This is a genomic window from Chloroflexota bacterium, assembly GCA_026389585.1.
GTDB lineage: Bacteria > Chloroflexota > Dehalococcoidia > UBA2247 > RBG-13-53-26 > JAPLHP01.
Genome location: JAPLHP010000067.1, coordinates 1 through 23,274, shown reverse-complemented (window position 1 = coordinate 23,274; position 23,274 = coordinate 1). Strand labels below are relative to the sequence as shown.

Here is a 23,274-nt window from a genome sequence, read left to right as displayed (position 1 = left end):
GAGCGTCTTTGGCCTAGGAATCAGGTTGACTTACTGCAACCGAGTCCACTTCTTATCGACAATCTGGACCATCACAAGACAGTCCATCGAGAGTCCATTGTGGTTGTCAGCAGACATGTTGAAAATGCCAGCGGTACCGGGGAAGCCGCCAGTTTCAGGGAAACCAGTGCTGTTGATGCTGTTCTCGATGTAGTCCCTGATCTTCGCTCTTACGGCTTTCAGCGTGTCATCGTTGGAGTTTATGGTCTTCGGACTCTCCTGGACTGCGTTCTCCAGAGCTTTTACTACCATGGATAGGGCATCGTAGGCATGCCCCCCGAAGGTATTGGCTTTTCCGTTGCCGTACTTGGCATTGAAGTCATCCCGGTATTTCAAGAGGAGTGCCTTCTGCGGATCGGCATCAGTAAGATTGTCAGCAATCGGCAGCTTGCCGGCTGGGAATATGACCCCATTGGCAGCGCTAAGGGCAAGATCAATGAATGACTGGAAGGCGATGCCATGGCTGCAGAACAGGGGAATCGTCATGGGCAGTGTTGCCATGTTGCGGGCCACAATAGCCGGCCCGGGGTTGGTGCCCCAGCAGATCACAGCTTCAGCGCCGGAATCCCTGATGATGCCAAGCTGCGTCTCCATGCCGGGATCGTCTGTACCATATGTCTGGGCCGAGGTGATAGTGAGACCATACGCAGAGGCTTGGGCCACGAGATTGGCTTTGCCGTCTGCGCCAAACCCGGCGGTGTCAGTGATGATACCGATCTTGGAGATGGTCTGTGTATTGAGGTAGGCATAGAGCCTCTGAACCACCATTACGGTGGTTTGTGGAGTGCTGAAGATCCAGTGCTTGTCATTTGTTGCAGTAGGAGTGATTATGGATATGCCGGCAGCACAGGAGATCAGAGGGATCTCCGCGTTATCGCACGTGTCGACGATAGCGTTGCTGTCACCGGTGCCGGTAGGCCCGATTATGGCTACCACCTTATCGTCATTAATAAGCTTGTCTGCCAATGTTGCACAGTTGGCTGCGACGCTCTCATTGTTGTAGGCAATGACTTCTATGGGGTGTCCGTTGATGCCCCCATTGGCATTGATCTGTTCCACCATCATATCCACCGTCTGCTTTTCCGGTTCGCCGAGCGGGGCATTGAAACCGGTGGTTGCGAAGATGGCCCCCACCTTATATGGCTCATTCGCTTCGTTCCCGCCGCAGCCCGTCATAGGGATCACTGCAGCTACTAGTAGTAGTGCAGCCAGTAATAGGTACAACCGACTTCTCATGGCTCTTTCTAACCCCCCTTTTCTTTGTAGTCTAATCCAGATGTTGGATTTGTGTGGCATTATAGCAAGTAACAATCCGAGCCTGCAAGTATTCGGGAAAACCAGATTGACTTTGGGCTTCCAGCTGGCGAGTTCGTTGTAGCCGTCTCGCAGCGTGGCTGAATTCAAAGTGTTATAGGCCTGATAGCACATAGGTATAGGCATGATGGACCTGTGGTTCGCGCAGGGTTGACAGGTCTGCTCGAAGCTGGAATCCTCCTGCTTCTCTTAACCATTGTAAGGAATTATAGAGGATTGCGAAGCTTCTGGGCCTCTTTTGCCGCGACGATTGTTTCTGATTACAGACCGTGTAGCCTATTCGTTCCCGAGGGCTTTAAGGAATACGCTGGGAACGCGGGGAAATTGAGCGTTGACCCATTTGTGGAGGCACCCAAAGGAACAGAAATCGTAGTAATCGACAGCATGCATCCCTTGCCAGTGAGACACTGTTAGCCAACCCCTCATTATGTTGCAGCGAGCGTCTCCTGGCGAAGGCTCTCTATCAGAGCAATCTGTGTATTCCACCTTCTTGGCGCAGAAATGGCAAACAGCATGGTTCTTCTTGTTCATCTCCACCTCCTCCCTGTTGATACGGCTAAGCCCCGGTCCTTCTCTGAATTGATTCTTTGTCTCCCGATTTCCAATAACCTGGCTAATCTATTTTGAGTGTAATTCCAACAGGGCAATGGTCGGAGCCGTCTACTTCAGGCATGATGAATGCCTTTGAAACTGATGGCAACAGATTCCTTGTTACGAAGAAGCAGTCGATCCTCCAGCCCACGTTCCTCTCTCTGGCTCTCGATTTTAGGTCCCACCACGTATACTGCCCCGCTTCCTTGTTGAACTCGCGGAACGTATCGACATAGCCATGAGCCACGAACTTGTCCATCCAAGCCCTCTCCATGGGGAGAAATCCGGAGACCTTTTCATTCTCTTTTGGTCGAGCCAGGTCTATTTCTCTATGGGCAGTATTGAAGTCCCCGCAAATGATGATGCCCTTGCCCTGCCCTCTCAGGGAGTCAATGAATTTGAGGAAGGCTTCATAGAAGTCCATCTTGTATTTCAATCGCTGCTCATCTTTCTTTCCGTTGGGGAAGTATATGTTCAGGAGGATAAAGGCGGGATATTCTGTGATTAAGACCCTGCCCTCTGTGTCAAACTCCGGAATACCCAGGCCATTCTGTACCCTGATCGGCTTTTCTCTAGTCAAACTAGCCACTCCACTGTATCCTTTTCTAGCAGGGTAATTCCAATATGTATAGTAGTCCTTTGGCTCCAGGAGATCTTTGCCAAGCTGGTCAGGCTGTGCTTTTGTTTCCTGAAGGCAGAGAACGTCGGGGCGTTCTCGATATAGCCATTCCAGGAAGCCTTTTCCTCCCACCGCTCTGATTCCGTTGACATTCCAGCACAATATGTTGATTTCTGTCACAGAGAATACTCCTCTGGCAGTAGTGTCTCTGAACTAATTCTGCCCCTGTCCAGATGAGCAGTTCCACTCCACACAAGGCAGCCCGTCGCTCACTTAGTCGGGAGGAGAAACTCTTACCGCTAATTATCGCATTGTCTCTAATTTAGTATAGACTGTAAAAGATCAGTTTACAACCATGGTCTGAGGTTGTTTAATATTAGGCTTGGGAAGGTTTGGGGAAATAGAATTGTACGATGTCATCATAGTTGGAGCCGGGCCAGTTGGGAGCCACATTGCCGGGAGACTGGCTGGTTGGGGACACAGAATAATTGTCCTTGAACAACATGAGAAGGTTGGCAAGACGGCATGTTGCACTGGCATCGTAGGCAAGGAGTGTCTCGAAACCTTTCCCGTCAGCAAGGAAGCTGTTTTAAGAGAAGCAAGGTCTGCCAGGGTCCTCTCTCCTTCAGGGAAATTCTTCAGAATGGAGAAGGAGACAGCCCAGGCATGCATATTGGACCGCTCTGTTTTCGATGCTGCCATGGCGAGGGATGCACAAGCCCGGGGTGCAGAGTATCTCTTGGACAGCAAGGTGAGAGATGTCACCAGGACAGATAGCCTTGTTCGTGTAGGGGTTGAGAGCAAAGGGCGGTTTGCAGAGTTCGAGGGTAAGGCGGTTGTTATTGCCTCTGGGTTCGGCTCCAGGCTGCCGCAAAAATTGGGGTTTGGCAAAAATGCCGACTTCGTTATGGGTGCCCAGGCAGAGGTGGCCACAGGTGAGATCGATGAAGTGGAGATCTATCTTGGTGGTCACATAGCGCCCGGGTTTTTTGCCTGGCTTGTGCCTACTTCACAAGGAAGGGCCCTGGCAGGGCTGCTCTCTCGCCGACACACCGGATCGCATCTAACAAGCTTTATTGATAATCTGGCGAAACAGGGTAGGATAGACCCTTCGGGGGCAAGAATAACTTATGGGGGCATTCCCCTCAAGCCGTTGTCTAGGACTTCAGGTGAAAGGGTGATTGTGGTGGGTGATGCGGCAGGACAGGTCAAGCCGACTACTGGTGGAGGGATATATTATGGGCTGCTCTGCGCTGAAATAGCGGCTGATACCATGCATCGAGCGATTTGCAATAATGTTTATTCTGACGAGCTCTTGGGTGATTACGAAAAGCGGTGGAGGAAGTTGCTCTCCAGGGAACTGCGGATTGGCCGGTGGGCACGTTGGCTGTTCGAGAAGCTCGATGACAGGCAGATTGATCACCTCTTCGACATTGTGCAAAGACAGGGTTTCAGCGAATCATTGTTGAACTCGGCGGACTTCTCCTTTGATTGGCACAGCCGGTTGATTCTGAGGGGTTTGAGACACCTTGGCCCAAGAGCTGCTGTGTCGATGCTGTGGCTACCGATCTCGGCAAGGCTGTCCGGGGGTTCTCCCTAAGAAACGGAGCGTTTGGAGATTCAGCGATTGAGCTTTGTTTGGATGAATCCCGAGATATCCTTGCTTATCCTCTCAGTAAGCCCTTCGAGAGGCAGTATCTGGCTTTCTTCCTTGTTGCGCCACTTTATTTCGGCGCTTTGAGATTTCAAGGTGCGGGGGCTCATCACCAGCCGGATGGGTATTCCCAGGAGATCAGCGTCGTTAAACTTCACCCCTGGTGATTCTGATCGGTCATCGAAAAGCACATCTATGCCTTTCTTCTTCAGGTCGTCATATAGCTTCTCGGCCGCTGCAGTTACGCCAGCGTTATCCATTCCCAGGGCACAGAGGTAGACCTGGTAGGGAGCCAACGGTAAAGGCCAGACAATACCTTTCTCATCGTGGTTTTGTTCGATGGCAGCCGCCATTAACCGACCTACGCCGATGCCATAGCTACCCATGACGATGGGTTTGGTCTCCCCGTTTTGATCGAGGAAAAAGGCCCCTATCTTTTGACTAAACACGGTCCTCAGCTTGAAGATATGCCCTGCCTCAATACCCCGTGTAGAGGTCAGACTCTCCCTGCATTTGGGGCATCCCTCACCGGTTTGGGCGGTGGCAATGTCCAGTGTCAGGTCAACCTGGAAGTCGCGGGGGTAGTTGACGTTCCTGATGTGGTAATCCAGTTTATTGGCCCCGGCAACAAAGTTAGTCCCCAGCCTTATCGAGTCGTCGGCCAGTATCTTAATACCGGAGAGCCCTATGGGAGAGGCCGAGCCGGCTACTAATCCTGCTAGCTGCACCTTCTCTTCGCTGGCTAGCTGCAGGTCAGTACACTTCAGGGCATTCTTCAGCTTTATTTCATTCACCTCAAGGTCACCCCTGATGACCACAAAGACCAGGTCGCCATCAGCAACGTAGAATACTGCCTTAAGAGTATGCCTCTTGGGAATTTGGAGGAAGTCCGCCACTTCTTCAATGGATTTCATGCCTGGCGTTGCTACTTCCTCCAGTGGCTGGAGAGGTTCATGTTCACCATCCAGCTTAATACTCTGGGCCTTCTCCGCGTTGGCGGCATATCCACAGTGGTTGCAGTGGATAATCACGTCTTCCCCGCTTGGCGCAATAACCATAAACTCATGAGAGTCCTTGCCTCCAATAGCCCCACTGTCAGCTTCAACCTCCATGGTCGGTAGACTACAACGGTCAAATATATTTTTGTATGCCCTCCTCATCTTCTGGTAGCTGAGTTCTAGTGCTTCCTCATCTGCATCGAAGCTGTAGATGTCCATCATAGGGAACTCTCGAACCCGCAACAGACCTCCGCGAGGGCGGGGTTCATCACGGAATTTGGTCTGGATCTGGTAAAGGAGGAGGGGTAGATCACGGTAGCTTCTCACCTGGTGACGGACGAGCTCAGTGATGAGCTCTTCATGAGTGGGGCCAAGGCATAGTTTGCGTCCCCGGCGGTCGGTGAGAGTAAATAGACTCTTGCCGAAGGATTGGTGACGCCCTGTCTTTTCCCACAATTCAAAAGGCTGCAGGACTGGCATCATCAGTTCTTGCCCTCCGACCTTATCGATCTCCTCTCGAATGATCTGTTCCAAATTGCGCAGCACCTGCCATCCCAGAGGCAGATAGGAATAGACGCCTGATGCCACTTGATAGACCATCCCTGCCCTGACAAGAAGCTGATGGCTGATAGTATCAGCTTCAGCCGGAGCCTGGCGCAATGTCTTGCTGAGAAGTTGAGATATGCGCATTGGAGAAACCTAGCAATGCTTCTGCTAGATCTTGCTCACCTCCTCCATCAGTACCTCTAAGAAATCCTTTTCCTCAACCGTGCGCACCACTTCACCCTTTCTGAAGATGGCCCCTCGTCCTTTGCCACAGGCGATGCCTACGTCGGCGCCCCTGGCTTCCCCAGGACCATTGACCACACAACCCATTACGGCTACCTTGATGGGGCTATCCATCCTGGCTAACCTCTCTTCTACAGACCTGGCAAGACCGATAAGATCCACCTCACATCTGCCACAGGTAGGACAGCTCACCATGGTGGGGCCGCGCTCTCTCAAATTGAGGCTCTTCAATATCTCATAGGCAGCGATTACTTCCTCTTTGGGATCACCGGTGAGTGAGACGCGGATGGTGTCCCCGATCCCCTGGTAGAGTAGAACTCCGATGCCTATGGCGCTGCGGATCACCCCCGCTCTGGGCAGTCCGGACTCGGTAATGCCGAGGTGCAAGGGATAGGGAGTCTTCTCAGCGATAAGCTGGTATGCCTTGATTGTGGTAGGAACATCAAAAGCCTTGAGCGATACCTTTATCTGGTCAAAGTCCAGGCTCTCTAACAGGCGTATTTGCTCCAGGGCAGCTTCGACCATTTGCCTGGCGATAGAGACTTTGGGGTTTGCTGACCTGGGCAGGCTGCCGGCATTCACCCCGATGCGGATAGGAACTCCCCTTGGCTTGGCAGCCCTGACTATGGCGGCAATGTATTTCTTTTCACTGATATTGCCCGGGTTGAGCCGAAGGCCATCAGCACCAGCCTCCAGGGCTGCCAGGGCAAGACGATAGTCAAAATGGATATCAGCGATGATGGGAATGTGGGCGCCACGCTTGATGGATAGTAGGGCTTGAGCCGCCTCTTTATCAGGCACGGCTATCCTGACGATCTCACAGCCGTATTCCTCCATCTCCTGGATTTGCCTGATAGTGCCAGCAACATCGCGGGTGTCGGTCTTGGTCATTGATTGGACAACAATTGGAGAATTGCCGCCAATGCTTACGGTGCCTATTCTTATGAGTTTTGAGGTTCTGCGTTGTTTCATAGGCCAGGGAAGCTCTTGCCTTGAATCAGGCGACTGATATCGCTGTAGAAGATCACCACGAAGAGGGCGAACATGAAAACAGTTCCCATAGTATAGACAAAGCCCAATGCGCGGGCGGAAAGGCGCTTGCCTCGACGGCACCCTTCTATGAAAGCTATGAGCATTCCTCCGCCGTCCAGGGGAGGAATGGGCAAGAAATTGAAGAGGGCGAGCCCCATGCTGATGAGGCCGGCTAACCATAGAATATGACTGAACCCATAAGCCTTTACTGCCTCTACGGTTAACTGGCCGGCTCCTATGGGCCCTGTTGCAGCCATACTGGGGTCTTCCTTTATAAGAGGGATCGATTCCTTTATCAGGTAAGGGATGTGAACAACAACATCGCCGCTGCGATAAAGCGACTGCCAGATGGATAGGCGTTGTGACTTCAAAGTCGTTCCGCTGACCCAACGGGTGTCAACGCCAAGAGCAGGGCCTACCTCCAACTGCTTGGTGACTGCCTCATCGGCTCGAAGCAGAACCACATCCACTTTCTCTCCCTGTTTACCGGAGTTTGCCGCCTCGACCAGACTTTTCTCATCGTAAACCGCTTTGTTGTTGATGCTCAGGATAGTATCCTCTGGCTGATGCCCGCTTCTTCTGCTGGTGATCCTTCTTCCACCTTGGTCACCATCCCCCAACACAGAAGCACTCCGATGGTGTAACGTTGCAGGTCTGAGTTGAATGCTGGCTTAAGTTCGATCTGAAGGGTCTCACCAGCCCTTTCTATGAGCAGAGTTTTCTCAGTTTCACCATTCGAATTCATTGCATCCTGTAAGGCTGCCCAGTCATGGATATCGCTCCCATCTATGTTGAGGATTATGTCTCCGGGTTTCATAACTGCATTTGCGGCGGGTGAATCCTCGGCCACTGAGTGGACCATTGCTCCGTCACCCTGGACGGCCTTTGTAGGCACCATGAAATAGGCGCTGATAAAGAGAAAGGCCAGGAAGATGTTGACTATGGGCCCTGCAGCAAAAACCCCAAGCCTTGCCCAAGGGCCTGTACCTGCTAAGCCCCCCGGCACCGTAGGATCATCGTCTCCTGCTGTCTTGACAAAGGCACCCAGGGGGAGGAGGTTCAGTGAATAAACAGTGCCCCCCCTCTTCAGGGCAAGAAGTCGAGTAGGGTCTTTTTCTCCAATGGACGAGACAAAGACACCCAGGCGATAACCAATACCAAATTCCTCAACTTGCACCCCGGCTTTCTTGGAAGCGATGAAGTGCCCTAGTTCATGGCAGGTGACCAGGAAAAACAGGACTCCAATGAAGATAACGATAGTGATAGCAATGCTCATGACTTACTTTGATCTCCATTTCCCGGCAGATTCCCTGGCCCAGGCGTCGGCGGCCATGATTTCATCCAGTGAAGGGTCGCTTATGCCGTGGTGGTGCTCCAGAACCTGCTCCACTAATCTGGCTATATCCAGGAAACCAATTCGGCGAGACAGGAAGAGTTCCACTGCCACTTCATCAGCAGCACAGAGCACGGCAGGATATGTGCCACCCTTTTCTCCTGCTTCCCTGGCGAGCCTGAGACAGGGAAATTTGACTGTGTCTGGCTGCTCGAAGTGGAGAGAAATCGGTTTGCCCCAATTCATCCTGGGGAGTTGAGAGTTGAATAACCTTTCGGGATAAGACATAGCATACTGGATAGGCAGACGCATATCTGGCTGACTCAATTGCGCCTTAACCGAGCCATCAGCGAATTCCACCATCGAGTGTACTATGCTCTCAGGATGAATCAACACATTGATGCGCTGCATCGGCAGATCGAAAAGCCAATGGGCCTCGATGATCTCCATCCCTTTGTTCATCATGGTGGCAGAATCAATAGTCACTTTGCGCCCCATTTGCCAGGTGGGGTGCTTGAGAGCCTCATCCGGCGTTATGGCTGCCAGGCGGTCTTGAGGGTAATGAAGAAAGGGTCCTCCTGATGCGGTGAGTATTAGCTGGACTATCTCATCTTTGTGTTCACCGCGCAAGCATTGCCAGATAGCGCTGTGCTCGCTATCTACCGGCATGATTTCCACTCCATGTTGTTTTGCTTCAGCCATGATGATGGCTCCTGCCATTACGAGCACTTCCTTATTGGCCAGGGCGATCTGTTTCCGGGCTCTAATTGCAGCCAGAGTGGGAGCCAGTCCAGCCTTACCTGAAGTGGCTATAACCACCAGGTCAACATCGGGGTGGCGGGCAATTTCCTCCAGGCTGAGTAGCTCTGCGCGAGCGACGCTGGGAAGAGGGCAATTTCGTTGCGGCTCACCATCGGCTCCCTGAAAGGAAACGACCTGGGGTTGGAATTCGTCGATCTGTTTGGCCAAGAGTTGTGCATTTCTTCCTGCTCCGAGACCAAACACACGGAATCTGTCATTTAAGATTCGTCCTACATCAAGTGTTTGCTGGCCTATGGAACCCGTCGAGCCGAGGATGGCTATCCGCTTCACACCACCACCCATATAACGTAATAGTATACGATTACCCCTGTGAAGACAAGGCTATCTATGCGGTCGAGGATGCCTCCATGGCCAGGTATCAGACTACCGGAGTCCTTTACTCCTGCCTTCCGCTTGAGCAATGACTCCAAAAGGTCGCCTAGCTGAGCGAACAGGCCGATAAGGCAGCCCAGGATTGTGGTTTGGGCGTAGCTGAGGGGCAGTTCCCAGCCACCTAAATTAAGAATAATATGAAGAACCAGGGCTGCCGCTGGAGCGGCAATAAAACCGGCGACTGCTCCTTCCCAGGTTTTCTTAGGACTTATGGTTGGAGTCATATGGTGCCTGCCCCAGGCTCTGCCGACAAAGAAGGCCGCTGTATCGCAGGCAAAGGTGGAGAATATGGCGAAAATCACCAACTCTCTTCCATGAGCCAGTTCCCTCAAGGCCACATAACGGCTCAGCATCCATCCCATGTAGAGGATGCCGGCTAAGGTCCATCCCCAGCTAAGGAAAGGCTTCTCTCTGCGGAAACCGAAACTGAAGATCAGAGGCAAAGCCACTGCCGAAGCCAGCAGCGATGAAGTAAAATCGAGTCTTTCGAAGTGAGCACTCGCGACAAAGAGCATGACCCATACTATTCCGAAGATGGTGAAGGGTTGCCCTTCTGAAAGAGCTGCCAGACGGTAGAACTCTACAGCACCGGCTATGGCAAAGGCAGCGATCAGGAAGATTATCAGAGGGAACCAATGAGTATCAAAATAGATGAAGGCCAGCAGGAGAGGTATGCCCCACAGGGCGGTGATAATCCTTTGTTTCATTTGCACCCGGCGGAGCCACCTTTTGCTGCGTTAGCCTCCGAAGTTTCGATCCCTTTTACTATAGGCAATAAGTGCCTTTCTGATTTCTTCCTCATTAAAGTCTGGCCAGAAGACAGGAGTAGAATAGAACTCACTATAGGCTGATTGCCAGAGAAGGAAGTTGCTCAGCCTTGTCTCACCAGCGGTGCGAATAATGAGGTCAGGGTCAGGCAAGCCTGCACTGTATAGATACCTGCCAAAGATATCCTCATCAATCATATCCGGTGCCAGCCCTTCTCCCATTATCCTTTTCGCGGCCTCTACGATTTCGGCCCGGCCCCCATAGTCGAAAGCCACGCTGAGGGTCATCACATTATTATTCCTGGTCAGATCGATAGCGTAATGAATCTGTTCCTGTAGTCTTGGAGACAGCCGATCCAGTCTTCCCAGGTGGTGGAGCTTGATTCCTTTCTCATGCATCTCCTTGGTTTCGCGCTTGATCACCCGGCCGAGGATTTGCATCAACTCTCTGACCTCGGCTTTGGGACGTCTCCAATTCTCTGTCGAAAAAGCGTAGAGCGTGAGGCATTTTACCTGGTATTTGACTAAGGTCTCGATAACGCGGCGGATGTTCTCTGTCCCGGCACGATGGCCTTCGAGGCGGGAAAGGTGATGTTTCTCAGCCCATCTTACGTTACCATCCATGATAATTGCCACATGGACTGGGATAGGGGAAATCATGCCGATATCAGTTTGTGCGCTTGCCATTCTTATGGATGAGGCCGCTTTTATTCGGGGATAACAGAGTATCGGAACTTCTCAGGCCTTTTTGGCTCGGCCACCTATCTGGAGGAAGACCTGTATTGGCAACCTTTCCTCAGACTCATTCTATGGGGAGACAATCTCGTTCTCGAATCTTACACCAACCAGAAGCCCGCCAGGCAAGTTTGGGCTAGATTTCCATGATCTCTGTCTCTTTGTCTTGACCCAGTTTGGCTACTTCTGCTATGAAACGGTCGGTAAGCTTCTGCAGCCGGTCTGAGGCTCGGAAATTATCATCACGCGAAATTTGCTTATCCTTCTCCAGCTTTTTCAGCTCTTCCATTGCATCCCGTCTCAGGTTACGAATGGCTACTTTTGAATCCTCTACCCTTTTTCGAACCACCTTGACCAACTCTCTCCTCCTCTCCTCGGTGGGAGGGGGGATCACTAAACGAATAACGTCCCCGTCACTTATTGGATTTAGCCCCAGATCAGATTTGAGGATGGCTTTGTTGATGGTGGCTAAGGTGCTTCTGTCCCAGGGTTGGATGAGTAACAGCCTTGCCTCTGGTACGGAGATTGTGGCTAGCTGATTCAGCGGGGTGGACACGCCGCCATAGGCATCAACCCTGATATGATCTACCAGGGCTGGCGTAGCTCTGCCAGAGCGGATGGTTTCCAGCTCTCTTTTAAGAACCTGGACGGTCTTTTGCATTTTCCCATCGACTGCTAGGAGTACCTCATCAATCATTTTGCACCCCCTGTTGAAACCAAGGTTCCAATTAGCTCCTTTGCTACAGCACGCTGTATGCTGTTGGGCGCGTGGAGATCGAATACAACTATGGGTAGGTTGTTCTCTAAGCACAGGGAGAAAGCCGTGGCATCCATGACTTGAAGCCCCAAGTTCAATGCTTCACGGTGATTCAGGTGATCGAACTTCTTGGCTGTGGGGTCTTTTTGAGGGTCTGCAGTGTAGACGCCGTCAACCTTGTTCTTTGCCATAAGCAGTACCTCTGCTCTTATCTCAATCGCTCGCAAGGCTGCTGCGGTATCTGTAGTCATGTAGGGATTCCCGGTGCCAGCCGCGAAAATCACTACCCTGCCTTTTTCTAGATGACGAATGGCCCGAAGGCGGATATAGGGTTCGGCCACTGCCTGAATAGGAATTGCTGATTGGGTCCGAGAAACAAGCCCCTCCTTTTCCAGTGCGTCTTGAAGGGCCAAGGCATTTATGACCGTGGCCAACATCCCGGCATAATCAGCGGCTGCTCTATCCATTCCTTCTGCTGCAGCGTCAGCTCCGCGCCATATGTTGCCTCCACCCACAACTATGGCTACCTGAACACCCGATTTTTTTACCTCTTTGATTTGCTGTGCGACCATCTTCAGGATCTCTCCATCGATCCCGAACTGGCCCCCACCCATCAAGGCTTCGCCACTGAGCTTTAGCAGGATTCTTTTGTACTTAGCTGAAGGCATGATTCAGAATACTCCCAGTCAATCCTATTTAGGCCTCTAGCCACGAAGGGTTCCGCCCCGCTTATCAGTGCTACTTACAAAGCTCGAATCTGATAAACCTGCTTACGGCTACCTTTTCACCAACCTTGGCTGAGACGTCGGCAATGATATCTGAGATTCTTCTTCCCTGATCCTTAATGAATGGTTGAGCTAAAAGGCAAACCTCCTCGGGATTCAGGTCCGCCCCTTGAGGAATCTCCTCAGGGGAGATGAACTGTGGGGCACTAGCTGCAACCTGTAGTGCCAGGTCATGGGCTAGAGCCTTGAATTCATTGGTCTGGGCGACGAAGTCGCTCTCGCAATTCAACTCAACCATGGCCCCTAATCGTCCCCCGGGATGGACATATGCCTCGATTAGCCCTTGGAGGGCGACACGGTCCATCTTCTTTTCTGCTTTAGCTAGGCCTCTTTCCTGCAAAATCCCACATGCCTTATCCAGGTCGCCTGCAGCTTCCTGAAGAGCATGCTTGCACTCCATTACACCGGCGCTAGTTTTATCCCGTAACTCCTTTATCAAGGTCACTGAAATCTCCACGACGCTTTTCCTCCTCAGGAACAAAGGTTAATGAGGCAAGTGATTCAATCGCTTCCTCTCCAGCCATCTCTGCGCCTTCTTGTTCTGCTTTCTCTAAGATTCTTTTCCCCTCGATCACAGCCTCAGCCATCCTGCTGCACATAAGCTTCACTGCCCTTACTGCGTCGTCATTGGATGGGATGGGGTAATCAATTTCATCGGGATTGCAGTTAGTATCCACGATGGCCACAATGGGGACTCCCAAATGCTTTGCCTCAGCTACTGCAATCCTTTCTTTGGATGGGTCAATAATAAAAACAGCGCTGGGGAACTTGGTCATTTCCTTGAAGCTACCCATCTGGTGGTTTAGTCGTTGGATAGTTCTTTCTAACTTTAATACCTCTTTCTTGGGCAACCGATGGAAGAATCCCCTTGTCCTCTGGTCTTCCAGGTGGACAAGATAATCAACACGCGTTTGAATAACATTGAAGTTGGTAAGCATACCACCAATCCACCTCTGGTTGACGTATGGCATGCCACATCGTTTAGATTCTTGCTCAATCGCCTCTTGGGCTTGCTTTTTCGTGCCTACGAAGAGGATGTCCCCTCCATTAGAGGCCAGGTCTGTGACAAACCTGCACGCTTTTTCCAGCAACGCTATGGTCAGTTCCAGGTTGAGAATGTGAATACCATTGCGCTCAATGAAGATGTATTTCTTCATCTTGGGGTTCCACCGGCCAACCTGGTGTCCAAAGTGGGCCCCTGACTCCAATAACAATTTGACGGAAACTGCGTTTGTAGTAGCCTGTTGTGTCATATCACCTCACAAGATATACCTGCTAAGATTCTCGTCCCTGATCAGGCTTCCCACCTGCTGCAGGACGTAGCTAGCATCTATTGTTACCTGCTCACCCCTTCTCTCTGAGGCTGTGAAGCTCAAGTCTTCCACTAACCTTTCGATTATGGTGAATAGTCGCCGAGCGCCGATACTCTCTGTTCGCTCATTCATTAATACTGCTAAACGGGCTATCTCTCTAATTCCATCTTCAGTGAAGGTAAGAGTGAGCCCCTCTGTAGCCAGTAGTGCTTCGTACTGCTTAGTCAAGGAGTTACGAGGTTCTACCAGAATCATCTCCAGATCGTGCTGGCTCAGCGGACTAAGTTCCACCCTTAAAGGGAAGCGGCCTTGAAGTTCAGGTATGAGTTCTGATGGTTTGTTCTGCGAGAAGGTACCGGCGGCGACAAAGAGTATATGGTCTGTCTTCACCGGACCATAGCGTGTCATCACTGTCGTGCCCTCCAGCAGCGGAAGCAAGTCGCGTTGTACTCCCTCCCCGGATACATCTCTCCCCATATCCATCTTAGGGCCACAGATTTTATCAATTTCATCGATGAATACCAAGCCATCTTCCTCTACCTTGTTTACAGCCTGTTCTACGACTTGGTCGAAATCAAGCAGCTTGTTAGCCTCCTCTCTGATAAGTATACGTCTTGCTTCTTTAACCCGGACCTTGCGCTTCCGTTGTCCGTTTTGGCTTCTTGCGTTTCTGTACATTTCGTTGAAAAGGTTGTCATCTTCTAAGTCTGTATCCAAACGGGGATCGAATAGTGATACTGTCAGTTCTGAATCACCCACTTCAATCTCGACGAACTGGTCTTCCAGTTTATGGCTGGCCAGAAGCTTGGTCAGTCTCTCACGCGTTATTGTAGCCCTTCCTCCTCCCTGCCAGACCGGCGGGGAACGCTTTGATGCTTTAGAAACACCGCCAGGGACTTGCTGACCTTTCTCCGCAGCTTGCTTGCCCCGTTGTGCCAGCTGTTGACATAAATAACCCACGAGCCTTTCTGTGGCCAAATTCTCTGCGTTACTCTCTATCTGCTTCAATTCTTCGTGGTAGATATTACTGGCACTTACCTCTATGAGGTCATGGATGATAGATTCTACATCGCGGCCCACATAGCCGACCTCAGTAAACTTGGTTGCCTCAACCTTGATGAATGGAGCATCTATCATTGCTGCCAACCGGCGTGCTATTTCTGTTTTTCCTACTCCTGTCGGTCCTATCATCAGAATGTTCTTGGGAACGACATCGGAGCGAATCTGTGGCGGCAGTTTCCTGCGTCTCTCGCGATTACACAGGGCAATGGCTACCGCCTTCTTTGCCTCTTGCTGACCGATAATATACTTATCTAACTCTTGAACAATATTCTTAGGCGTCAAATTACCCAATTAGCCTCCCGAAATGGCAGGGCCAAGTCAGGCTAAAGTTTAGCACAGAGGAAAATGGGAGGCAAGCGATGGCGTTCGGCTCCAGATTGACTTGGATTAGGAGCTATGTTAGTATCGCAACAGGCCGAAGGGATGTCTGCACTGACCGAGCTTTATAAGGAAATAGCTACCTGCCGTCAGTGTGAGTTGGCCGGGCAGCGTACTAGGGTGGTGCCTGGTGAGGGTGCAGTGGATGCGGCCGTACTCTTTATTGGTGAAGCCCCCGGGTGGCATGAAGATCAGCAGGGCCGCCCATTTGTAGGCCCTGCTGGGCAATTCCTCGAGGAATTACTTGCCTCGATCGGACTAAAGAGGCAGGATGTCTATATATGTAATGTGCTCAAATGCCGGCCACCAGGCAATAGGGACCCTCTGCCAATAGAGATAAAGACCTGCCAGCAGTGGCTTGATCGCCAGTTGCAGTTGATTCATCCGAAGATGATTGTTACTTTGGGGAGATACTCCATGGCGAGATTTTTCCCCGGGGAGACAATTACCAAAGTTCATGGCAAGGCACGCAGGGAAGGCGGTGTTATTTACTATGCCATGTATCATCCCGCGGCTGCTCTCCACCAACAGAAACTACGCGAGACGATCAAGGCTGACATGCTTAAGATTCCGCCCCTGCTGGCAGAGATAGAGAAACCCCCTGAAACCAAGGCAGTGGAAAAGCCGCAGCAATTAAGCCTGCTTTAGAGTCTGTATGACTCCAGGCAGACTGGGGATGGCATGATAGACAGGACGAAGATAATCAAACGCGTAGTGCCAGGTTAGGAAGGGATGGGCAAGGGAAAGACCGGGAACAGCGAAGGGGTGTCTGCACCATTCCAGGTGCTGGCACTGCGATTTTTCTGGCTTGTTTTTGTCGGGGTCCTGATATACGTTTTCTGGGATACACTGCTGACTGCCTTAGGCCTGGGTGTCCCCCTATTTATTCTGGCAGTGATTGGCCTGTCTATGGCATTCTGGCTGCGAAGACTCAATATATTCTGGGAACGATGGAATCTCTGGCTGGGTATTATTGTTTTCGCCACTGCTTTGCTCGGTATACTAGCCTTCTTCGCACCTGATGGTTGGGGTACGTTAGAAGAGGCCTCTTTGGGGGGCAAATGGGGTCAGGCAATTATCGGTGGACGGGACAATAATGCCTGGCATACTGCCATCGGTGTCCTGCGTGTCACTGCCGTAATCATAGTGGGGACAGCTCTCGTTTTACCACATATTGTCTGGCATGAGTTGAAAGTCTGGGTGAGGAGAGCCGTTCCTGTGAGGAAGCATCTTACGCAGCAGGCGAAACGCTCGACGGTACGGCTGGGCGAGTATTACTCCGAACATCCGGTTCATCGGAATGCCCTGTCTTGGATAAGAGAGCGCCATATCCCCTTGATATCAAATGCGATCCGTCTCCGTGAGCCGAAGGGAAAGTCAGTGCCGCAGCCGAAGGCGTCTCATAAAGAGCCGAAGGTGGTACCCACAAACCTGTCTGTTGCTTCTCTCGATGAATGGCAGCTACCCGGCATTGATCTTCTGGATGAGACTGTCAATGTGGAGCTCAGTAAGGCTGACGCAGATAGAAGAGCAAAATTGATCGTAGAGTCCTTGGCCAGCTATAAAGTTGATGCAAAGGTGGTACAGATAAATGTAGGTCCTGCTGTGACCCAGTTTGGTGTGGAGCCCGGCTGGGACATTACGTACAAAACAACAAAGGAGAAGGACAGGTTTGGCAACCCCAAGGTGAGAAAAGAAGAGGTATCCAGGACCAGAGTGAAGGTGGAGCGCATCACTTCTCTGGCAAATGACCTGGCCCTGGCTTTGGCTGTACCCAGTATCAGGATAGAGGCGCCGGTGCCAGGCAAGGCGATGGTGGGAATTGAGGTTCCTAATATCTCTACGGGTTTGGTCGCCATTCGCGAAGTCCTGGAAAGCACCTCATTCAAGAGGCTCAGCGGGCGGACGAAGCTTGCTGTGGCTTTAGGCAAAGGCACTGGTGGTGAGGTAGGAACGGCTGATCTGTCCAAGATGCCTCACCTACTGGTTGCTGGAGCTACCGGAAGCGGGAAAACAGTATGTTTAGATACTATCATTGTTTCCCTGTTGATAAATAATACACCCGATGATGTTAAGTTTATTATGATCGACCCCAAGCGTGTTGAGCTTATCGCTTTTGATGGTGTGCCTCATTTGATGAATCCGGTTATCACTGAAAGTGAGAAGGCGGAGGAGATACTCAAGTGGCTGGCGCAGGAGATGGACAACCGCTACAGGAGACTGGCCCAGGTGAGAGCTCACAATATCGAGGCATACAACAAGAACACTAAGATGGCAAAGGAAATGCCCTATATTGTGCTTGTCATTGATGAACTGGCTGACCTGATGATGTTAAAGTCTGATGAAGTGGAACCCCTGCTTTGCCGTCTGGCGCAGATGGGCCGTGCAGTTGGTATTCACTCGGTGGTGGCTACTCAGCGGCCTTCGGTGGATGTGATCACGGGTCTTATCAAGGCCAATTTCCCCACCCGCATCAGCTTTGCCGTGGCTTCCCAGGTCGACTCGCGCACCATACTGGATATGGTTGGCGCAGAGAAGTTGCTGGGTCGGGGTGACATGCTTTATCTCTCCCCTGAACTGTCCAAACCAAAACGCCTTCAAGGATGTTTTGTCTCTCCCCAGGAAATTGAGAGACTAACAGCTTTCTGGAGTAAACAGTCACGGGCCCAGCTGCCTGATATTCTGACTTATACTGGTGAGGAAGGCTCCAAGGATCCGCTGCTGGAGCAGGCAAGGCAACTGGCAAAAGACCACAAACAGATCTCGTCATCCTATCTGCAACGGCAGTTGCGCATTGGGTCTGCTCGGGCGGAACAACTGGTGCATTTGCTCGAAGAGGCTGAGGAGAGCAAAAGTGGGGAGGCAGGTAAGCCCGATCAAAAGACAGGAAGTTAGCTGCGATGTATGATGGCTTACCATAAGCTGAATTATGCTGTGCTGTTATGGCTTGATAATTAATAAACTGAACTGCAGGAGGCTGACTATTGGAAAAGGTATTGACAGGTGTAAAGATTCTGGATTTCTCCCGCTGGTTTGCTGGCCCTTATGCGGCTACCCTCTTGGCTGCTATGGGCGCTGAGGTAATCAGGGTTGAAAGACCTACCGGAGAAGAGGAGAGGAACTTCGGGCCACATGCCCCCAATGGTGAGAGCATGCTCACCATGGTTACCCTGCAAAACAGGAAGGGGATCACCCTGGACCCTCTCAGTGACAAAGGTAAGGGGATAGTGGAGAAACTGGTTAAAAACAGTGATGTGGTGCTGCATAGTTATGTCAGTGGCTCAGAGGAAGAAAAACTGCTGGGGTATGATTCTTTGAAGCTGATCAACCCGGCTATTATTGTGGCCAAGGTCTCGGGCTTTGGCTCCACGGGGCCTTATGCACGACGCCCCTGCTTTGATACCATTGCTCAGGCGCTATCAGGGGCGATGAGCTACACCGGGTTTCCTGAGACTGGCCCTACCAGGTCCGGCTATGCCTGGGTAGACTTCAGTACCGGCGCCCATACTGCACTGGGCATAATGTTCGCCCTCTACCACCGGCAAAGAACCGGCAAAGGGCAATTCATAGACGTTGCCTTGCTGGATGTAGCTGTCTCCTGTGTGGCTGGACTGGGTGTGGCTGCTGAATACAAGGTCTCGGGCTTCATCCGTGGGCAACAGGGCAATGCCAGTTACTATAACTTCACGAACTGTCTCAAGGCCAATGATGGCTGGGTGATGATTGGGTGCGCGGGGAATCCTATTTGGAGAAGATTCCTCAGGGCGCTTGGCAGGGAGGACCTCAAGAACGACCCCCGGTTCAAGGACGACAAGCATCGTTTCGAGAACCGCAAAGTCATTCAGGCCATGGTGGAGGAGTGGTTAAAGGACAAGACGGTTGACGAGACAATTAAGATTCTGGAGCAGGCCAGGGTGCCTTGTTCCCGGGTGAACAATATTGCCGAAATGGTTAATGACCCCCAGGTCAAGGCCAGGGATATGCTGATTGACATCGAGTACCCCGGTATCGGGAATGTCCCCGTACCTGGTGTGGTCATAAAGATGTCTGGGACTCCTGGGGCCATCGAGATGCCAGCCCCCAAGCCAGGAGAGCACAATCAGGAGGTTTATAGCAGTCTTCTGGGTTTTACGAGTGAGCAGCTTGCTCAGCTTAAGGCGGAAGGAGTTATCTAACAAATCTATTGAGCCGTGCCAATACACAGAGGAGCTGAGACGACTACCACATGAGACTTGACAACCCGAGCCTGGCGTGGTATCTTCCAACGTGAATTCCTAATATACTTATTCTCATAGCAACCACAGGTCAGGGCAAGGCTACTAATAGGGGGTTGAGTAGAGAAAGCCGCTCCTCTGTAAATTGCTCATTGTGGTATGAGCTGCTTCAACAGGCACCGTCTGGGAATTGTTCAAGGAAAATGAGCATAGCCAATCCTGTCCGCTGGTGGACGGGGACAGACTTCACACCAAACGCTTAAGGAGGTAAGGAGAGATGAAGCTGATACTTAGGATGCAAAGCCGTGGACCCTTGTTCTTCTTGTGTCTGCTATTCGCTGTAATACTGCTGTTGCCGGCGGCCGGTAAAGTGATGGCCTGGTCAGTACAGCCCACCCAGAATACCGCCATCTGCACCGCTCTGGGCAATCAGGAGTTCATCGATCTCATTTCGGATGGCTCGGGGGGAGCTATCATCACCTGGATGGACTGGCGCAGCGGCAACATTGATATCTATGCCCAGAGGGTAAACTCCAGCGGCGCTGTCCAGTGGACCGCCAATGGTGTACCCATCTGCACCGCTTTGAACGATCAGTGGTACCCCCAGCTCATTTCGGATGGCTCGGGGGGAGCCATCATCACCTGGATGGACCCCCGCAGTGGCAACATTGATATCTATGTCCAGAGGGTAAACTCCAACGGCGCTGTCCAGTGGACCGCCGATGGCGTACCCATCTGCACCGCTCCGGGCGAGCAGAAGGGCCAGCAGCTCACGTCCGATGGATCTGGGGGAGCCATCATCATCTGGTGGGACCAGCGCAGCGGCATGTGGGATATCTATGCCCAGAGGGTAAACTCCAGCGGCGCTGTCCAGTGGGCCGCCAATGGCGTACCCATCTGCACCGCTCTGGGCGATCAAACGCAGCCCCAGCTCACGTCCGATGGATCTGGGGGAGCCATCATCACCTGGGAGGACTTGCGCAGCAGCAACTGGGATATCTATGCCCAGAGGGTAGACTCCAGCGGAAGCCTGCTCAATATCCTGACAGTCTCCGGTATCACCGCCAGCAACAAGACCTACGACGGGGGAGTTGCTGCCACGCTCGACACCGGCAGCGCCTCACTGGTAGGCGTGCTCTCTGGCGACAGCGTTTCCCTCGGCGGAACGGCCAGTGGCGCCTTTGCTGACAAGAACGTGGGTCCCGGGAAGACCGTGACCATTTCCGGGCTGACCCTCTCCGGCGCAGATGCGTACAAGTACGCGCTGACGCAGCCTACCACCACGGCCGACATCACGGCCAAGAACCTCACAGTATCGGGCATTACCGCCAGCAATAAGACATATGACGGCACCACTAGCGCTACACTCAACACCGCCAGTGCTTCACTCGTATGGGTGGTTTCTGGCGACAGCGTTTCCCTCGGCGGAACGGCCACTGGTGCTTTTGCTGATAAGAACGTGGACACCGGGAAGACCGTGACTGTTTCCGGTCTAAGCCTCGCCGGCGCGGATGCGGCCAACTACTCGCTGACACAGGCCACCACCACGGCCGACATCACGGTCGTAGCTTCCCACACTGGACTCTACGCACTTATCATTGGGCTGGTTGCCGCCGGCGTCGTCGTGTTGCTGGTACTGGTCATGGTGCTTCGTCGGAGAATCTCAGGAAACGCCAGTTAGTAGATTATGAGGATCTCCGGCGCAGTTGTTTTCAGCCCGGTGTGTTGGGAGCGACACTTGCCGCTGACTGGGCGGGAGAACTGGGTCGGTTTTCCTGTTGGGGTCGCCCGTCGCTAATCGCTGATGCTGCGGTGTCATGGCGACAATGGCCAGCTTCCCGACTCGGTAGAAATGTGCGCTGCCATGCTTGGAGAGTGTTCTTCGGTACTGATGGTCCCTACCTCAACTTGGTCCTCCCAATGGATCAATGGGTGCGGGCGATCAAGTATCCTGACCTCTCCTATTGCCCTGATATCAGCTTCAGCAACTAGGAGAAGGAAATCATCCTTGGGAAGGCCTACGCTCGCCTGATGAAGTTGCAGTAGTCATGCCCCTCTGTATCCAAGCTGAGACAGTATCCAAGCTGAGACTTGACAGATAAGCCTCGATCTGGTATGTTCAAAGTGCCATCGACCGCGAGGCGGTGAGCATTGGTATCCTTAAAAGGTTTAACAAGTAGAATCGCTTGGATCGGTAACGACCGAGACGGTTAAGAGAATGGATCTGAAAAGCCTTCTTGGCGTTGCTAAGAAGGCTTTTTGTTTGAGTGGTGAATATGCCGAGCGTAGGGTTCATAGGTGCTGGAACGGTGGGAACAGCCCTGGCCGTTAGGCTGAAGCAGAAGGGCTATGACGTGACTGCCGTGTCGAGTCGTACTCGGGCTTCGGCTGAAAGATTGGCTACTATGGTTGATAAGTGCCAGGTCCACGACAGTGGCCAGGGCGTGGCAGATGCAGCGGAGATGGTCTTTATCACAACTCCTGATGGGGTTATTCCCCAGATAGCGGCGCAGGTAAGATGGCATCCAGGGCAAAGTGTGGTGCACTGCAGTGGAGCAGACTCCCTGGACATCCTCACTCCAGCTACAAGAAATGGAGCCTCGACAGCGGGCTTTCACCCCTTACAGACCTTCGCCAGCATCACCCATGCCATAGAAAACATCCCTGGTTCTACCTTTGCCCTGGAAGCAGAAGAGCCCTTATTGAGCACAATAAAGGAGATGGCCATTACCCTTGAAGGGCAGTGGATACAGCTTAAGCCTGGAGACAAGGTTGTCTATCATGCCGCGGCGGTTTTTGCCTGCAACTATCTGGTAACTCTGACCAAAATGGCTACGGACCTCTGGCGCACCTTGGGAGTCTCTACTCCGGAGGCCACGGAAGCGCTGCTCCCTCTACTGCGGGGCACTATCAATAATTTACATAATGTGGGATTGCCTGATTGCCTCACCGGACCTATTGCCCGAGGCGACTCGGGGACAGTACGGAAGCACCTGGCAGCACTGAAGGCCAGGGCACCACAGTTGCTTGCACCCTATCAGGAGCTGGGGCGGCAAACCATTCCCATTGCTCTTGCCAAGGGAAGAATTGATGAACAAAAGGCGAATGAGCTGGAGAAGCTCTTGAGCCAATCCGATTGGTGAACAACTTACAGCGACTTTAGAGGAGGTGAGTTATGAGAACAATGCTGCGGAGCAAGATTCATCGAGCCAGGGTCACTGGAGGGAACGTGGACTATGAGGGCAGCATCACCATCGACAAGCTGCTCATGGAAGCGTCCGATATTCTCCCCTATGAGATGGTTCATGTATTGAATGTCAACAATGGGGCTCGATTTCAGACATACGCTATCGAGGGGAAACCGGGTTCTGGGGAGATTGTCCTTAATGGAGCAGCAGCAAGACTGGCTGCCAGAGGTGATATTGTGATTATCCTTACGTACTGCACAGTCAACGACGAGGAGGCGCGCCATTTTGAGCCCAAAGTGGTCTATGTGGATGCTAATAACACCATCCGGGATCAGAAGAATGGTCATGGATGGGTGGATGACTTGGCCGAGTCATTCTCTTTTAGGGTCTGATACCCCGCCGCTTGCGGCGGATGAATTAGAATAGATGCATGAGCATCTATTTACACAAGAGCCACAATGTAAGCGTATTGTTGTATCATCTGGTGTTTCCAACGAAATACCGTCGGCTAG

At 52.1% G+C, this 23,274-nt stretch carries 23 protein-coding genes; 8 read left to right on the top strand and 15 right to left on the bottom strand.

The window, feature by feature from the left end:
• Positions 1–30: 30 nt before the first annotated feature.
• The 3 genes from NTZ04_05460 to xth form a co-directional block, all read right to left on the bottom strand.
• Positions 31–1,275 (bottom strand): ABC transporter substrate-binding protein, encoded by a 1,245-nt coding sequence (locus NTZ04_05460; GenBank protein ID MCX5991759.1) that lies wholly within the window; start codon positions 1,273–1,275, stop codon positions 31–33.
• A gap of 354 nt (positions 1,276–1,629) precedes the next feature.
• On the bottom strand, positions 1,630–1,884 hold the full coding sequence (locus tag NTZ04_05455) for a hypothetical protein (GenBank protein MCX5991758.1): 255 nt from the start codon (positions 1,882–1,884) through the stop codon (positions 1,630–1,632).
• A gap of 82 nt (positions 1,885–1,966) precedes the next feature.
• Entirely contained in the window at positions 1,967–2,743 is a 777-nt protein-coding gene (xth, locus tag NTZ04_05450) for an exodeoxyribonuclease III (GenBank protein MCX5991757.1), read from the bottom strand.
• Between the two features lie 226 nt (positions 2,744–2,969).
• Here xth and NTZ04_05445 point away from each other — a divergent pair, with 226 nt between their 5' ends.
• Complete coding sequence (locus NTZ04_05445) at positions 2,970–4,163, top strand: NAD(P)/FAD-dependent oxidoreductase (GenBank protein MCX5991756.1); 1,194 nt, start codon at positions 2,970–2,972, stop codon at positions 4,161–4,163.
• A gap of 20 nt (positions 4,164–4,183) precedes the next feature.
• Here the strand turns inward: NTZ04_05445 and NTZ04_05440 are convergent, their stop codons facing one another.
• The 12 genes from NTZ04_05440 to hslU form a co-directional block, all read right to left on the bottom strand.
• Positions 4,184–5,905 (bottom strand): proline--tRNA ligase, encoded by a 1,722-nt coding sequence (locus NTZ04_05440; GenBank protein ID MCX5991755.1) that lies wholly within the window; start codon positions 5,903–5,905, stop codon positions 4,184–4,186.
• A 24-nt stretch (positions 5,906–5,929) separates the two neighbouring features.
• Positions 5,930–6,976 (bottom strand): flavodoxin-dependent (E)-4-hydroxy-3-methylbut-2-enyl-diphosphate synthase, encoded by a 1,047-nt coding sequence (gene ispG, locus NTZ04_05435; protein MCX5991754.1) that lies wholly within the window; start codon positions 6,974–6,976, stop codon positions 5,930–5,932.
• A complete protein-coding gene (locus NTZ04_05430) occupies positions 6,973–7,656 on the bottom strand; it encodes a M50 family metallopeptidase (GenBank protein MCX5991753.1) in 684 nt (227 codons plus the stop codon). The genes ispG and NTZ04_05430 overlap by 4 nt, the downstream gene beginning before the upstream one ends.
• Positions 7,581–8,312 carry a M50 family metallopeptidase gene (locus tag NTZ04_05425; protein MCX5991752.1) on the bottom strand — a complete coding sequence of 244 codons (732 nt, stop codon included), beginning with the start codon at positions 8,310–8,312 and terminating at the stop codon, positions 7,581–7,583. Before NTZ04_05425 ends, NTZ04_05430 begins: the two co-directional genes overlap by 76 nt.
• Positions 8,313–8,315: 3 nt before the next feature.
• The gene (locus NTZ04_05420; GenBank protein MCX5991751.1) at positions 8,316–9,473 is read right to left on the bottom strand and encodes a 1-deoxy-D-xylulose-5-phosphate reductoisomerase; all 1,158 of its coding nucleotides are present in this window, start codon (positions 9,471–9,473) and stop codon (positions 8,316–8,318) included.
• Positions 9,458–10,270 carry a CDP-archaeol synthase gene (locus tag NTZ04_05415; GenBank protein MCX5991750.1) on the bottom strand — a complete coding sequence of 271 codons (813 nt, stop codon included), beginning with the start codon at positions 10,268–10,270 and terminating at the stop codon, positions 9,458–9,460. Before NTZ04_05415 ends, NTZ04_05420 begins: the two co-directional genes overlap by 16 nt.
• A gap of 30 nt (positions 10,271–10,300) precedes the next feature.
• Positions 10,301–10,990 (bottom strand): polyprenyl diphosphate synthase, encoded by a 690-nt coding sequence (gene uppS / locus NTZ04_05410; GenBank protein ID MCX5991749.1) that lies wholly within the window; start codon positions 10,988–10,990, stop codon positions 10,301–10,303.
• A 211-nt stretch (positions 10,991–11,201) separates the two neighbouring features.
• On the bottom strand, positions 11,202–11,762 hold the full coding sequence (frr, locus tag NTZ04_05405) for a ribosome recycling factor (GenBank protein MCX5991748.1): 561 nt from the start codon (positions 11,760–11,762) through the stop codon (positions 11,202–11,204).
• On the bottom strand, positions 11,759–12,490 hold the full coding sequence (pyrH, locus tag NTZ04_05400) for a UMP kinase (protein ID MCX5991747.1): 732 nt from the start codon (positions 12,488–12,490) through the stop codon (positions 11,759–11,761). Before pyrH ends, frr begins: the two co-directional genes overlap by 4 nt.
• 70 nt (positions 12,491–12,560) lie before the next feature.
• The gene (locus NTZ04_05395) at positions 12,561–13,007 is read right to left on the bottom strand and encodes an elongation factor Ts (GenBank protein ID MCX5991746.1); all 447 of its coding nucleotides are present in this window, start codon (positions 13,005–13,007) and stop codon (positions 12,561–12,563) included.
• 16 nt (positions 13,008–13,023) lie between these two features.
• Entirely contained in the window at positions 13,024–13,860 is an 837-nt protein-coding gene (gene rpsB, locus NTZ04_05390) for a 30S ribosomal protein S2 (protein MCX5991745.1), read from the bottom strand.
• Positions 13,861–13,866: 6 nt separating this feature from the next.
• Entirely contained in the window at positions 13,867–15,273 is a 1,407-nt protein-coding gene (hslU, locus tag NTZ04_05385) for an ATP-dependent protease ATPase subunit HslU (protein MCX5991744.1), read from the bottom strand.
• 105 nt (positions 15,274–15,378) lie between these two features.
• On the opposite strand from hslU, the gene NTZ04_05380 reads away from it, so the two are divergent.
• From NTZ04_05380 to NTZ04_05350, 7 genes are all read left to right on the top strand, one after another.
• Positions 15,379–16,008, top strand: a complete 630-nt coding sequence (locus NTZ04_05380; protein MCX5991743.1) for a uracil-DNA glycosylase — start codon at positions 15,379–15,381, stop codon at positions 16,006–16,008.
• Positions 16,009–16,092: 84 nt separating this feature from the next.
• Positions 16,093–18,255 (top strand): DNA translocase FtsK, encoded by a 2,163-nt coding sequence (locus NTZ04_05375; GenBank protein ID MCX5991742.1) that lies wholly within the window; start codon positions 16,093–16,095, stop codon positions 18,253–18,255.
• A gap of 89 nt (positions 18,256–18,344) precedes the next feature.
• On the top strand, positions 18,345–19,535 hold the full coding sequence (locus NTZ04_05370; protein ID MCX5991741.1) for a CoA transferase: 1,191 nt from the start codon (positions 18,345–18,347) through the stop codon (positions 19,533–19,535).
• 316 nt (positions 19,536–19,851) lie between these two features.
• Positions 19,852–21,255, top strand: a complete 1,404-nt coding sequence (locus NTZ04_05365) for a YDG domain-containing protein (protein ID MCX5991740.1) — start codon at positions 19,852–19,854, stop codon at positions 21,253–21,255.
• Between the two features lie 595 nt (positions 21,256–21,850).
• Positions 21,851–22,717, top strand: coding sequence for a DUF2520 domain-containing protein (locus NTZ04_05360; GenBank protein ID MCX5991739.1), 867 nt, complete (start codon positions 21,851–21,853; stop codon positions 22,715–22,717).
• 32 nt (positions 22,718–22,749) lie between these two features.
• Positions 22,750–23,154 carry an aspartate 1-decarboxylase gene (locus tag NTZ04_05355; GenBank protein ID MCX5991738.1) on the top strand — a complete coding sequence of 135 codons (405 nt, stop codon included), beginning with the start codon at positions 22,750–22,752 and terminating at the stop codon, positions 23,152–23,154.
• A 38-nt stretch (positions 23,155–23,192) separates the two neighbouring features.
• Positions 23,193–23,274 (top strand): IS200/IS605 family transposase (locus NTZ04_05350; protein ID MCX5991737.1); only part of this gene is annotated, 82 nt, incomplete at its 3' end.

What these genes read in the sequence shown, in the direction of transcription:
- NTZ04_05460 (MCX5991759.1), bottom strand. Translation starts at nt 1,275, where the DNA reads ATGAGAAGTCGGTTGTACCTATTACTGGCTGCACTACTACTAGTAGCT.
- NTZ04_05455 (MCX5991758.1), bottom strand. Translation starts at nt 1,884, where the DNA reads ATGAACAAGAAGAACCATGCTGTTTGCCATTTCTGCGCCAAGAAGGTG.
- NTZ04_05440 (MCX5991755.1), bottom strand. Translation starts at nt 5,905, where the DNA reads ATGCGCATATCTCAACTTCTCAGCAAGACATTGCGCCAGGCTCCGGCT.
- ispG (MCX5991754.1), bottom strand. Translation starts at nt 6,976, where the DNA reads ATGAAACAACGCAGAACCTCAAAACTCATAAGAATAGGCACCGTAAGC.
- NTZ04_05425 (MCX5991752.1), bottom strand. Translation starts at nt 8,312, where the DNA reads ATGAGCATTGCTATCACTATCGTTATCTTCATTGGAGTCCTGTTTTTC.
- NTZ04_05420 (MCX5991751.1), bottom strand. Translation starts at nt 9,473, where the DNA reads ATGGGTGGTGGTGTGAAGCGGATAGCCATCCTCGGCTCGACGGGTTCC.
- NTZ04_05415 (MCX5991750.1), bottom strand. Translation starts at nt 10,270, where the DNA reads ATGAAACAAAGGATTATCACCGCCCTGTGGGGCATACCTCTCCTGCTG.
- uppS (MCX5991749.1), bottom strand. Translation starts at nt 10,990, where the DNA reads ATGATTTCCCCTATCCCAGTCCATGTGGCAATTATCATGGATGGTAAC.
- frr (MCX5991748.1), bottom strand. Translation starts at nt 11,762, where the DNA reads ATGATTGATGAGGTACTCCTAGCAGTCGATGGGAAAATGCAAAAGACC.
- pyrH (MCX5991747.1), bottom strand. Translation starts at nt 12,490, where the DNA reads ATGCCTTCAGCTAAGTACAAAAGAATCCTGCTAAAGCTCAGTGGCGAA.
- NTZ04_05395 (MCX5991746.1), bottom strand. Translation starts at nt 13,007, where the DNA reads ATGGAGTGCAAGCATGCTCTTCAGGAAGCTGCAGGCGACCTGGATAAG.
- rpsB (MCX5991745.1), bottom strand. Translation starts at nt 13,860, where the DNA reads ATGACACAACAGGCTACTACAAACGCAGTTTCCGTCAAATTGTTATTG.
- NTZ04_05380 (MCX5991743.1), top strand. Translation starts at nt 15,379, where the DNA reads ATGTTAGTATCGCAACAGGCCGAAGGGATGTCTGCACTGACCGAGCTT.
- NTZ04_05375 (MCX5991742.1), top strand. Translation starts at nt 16,093, where the DNA reads ATGGGCAAGGGAAAGACCGGGAACAGCGAAGGGGTGTCTGCACCATTC.
- NTZ04_05365 (MCX5991740.1), top strand. Translation starts at nt 19,852, where the DNA reads ATGAAGCTGATACTTAGGATGCAAAGCCGTGGACCCTTGTTCTTCTTG.
- NTZ04_05360 (MCX5991739.1), top strand. Translation starts at nt 21,851, where the DNA reads ATGCCGAGCGTAGGGTTCATAGGTGCTGGAACGGTGGGAACAGCCCTG.
- NTZ04_05355 (MCX5991738.1), top strand. Translation starts at nt 22,750, where the DNA reads ATGAGAACAATGCTGCGGAGCAAGATTCATCGAGCCAGGGTCACTGGA.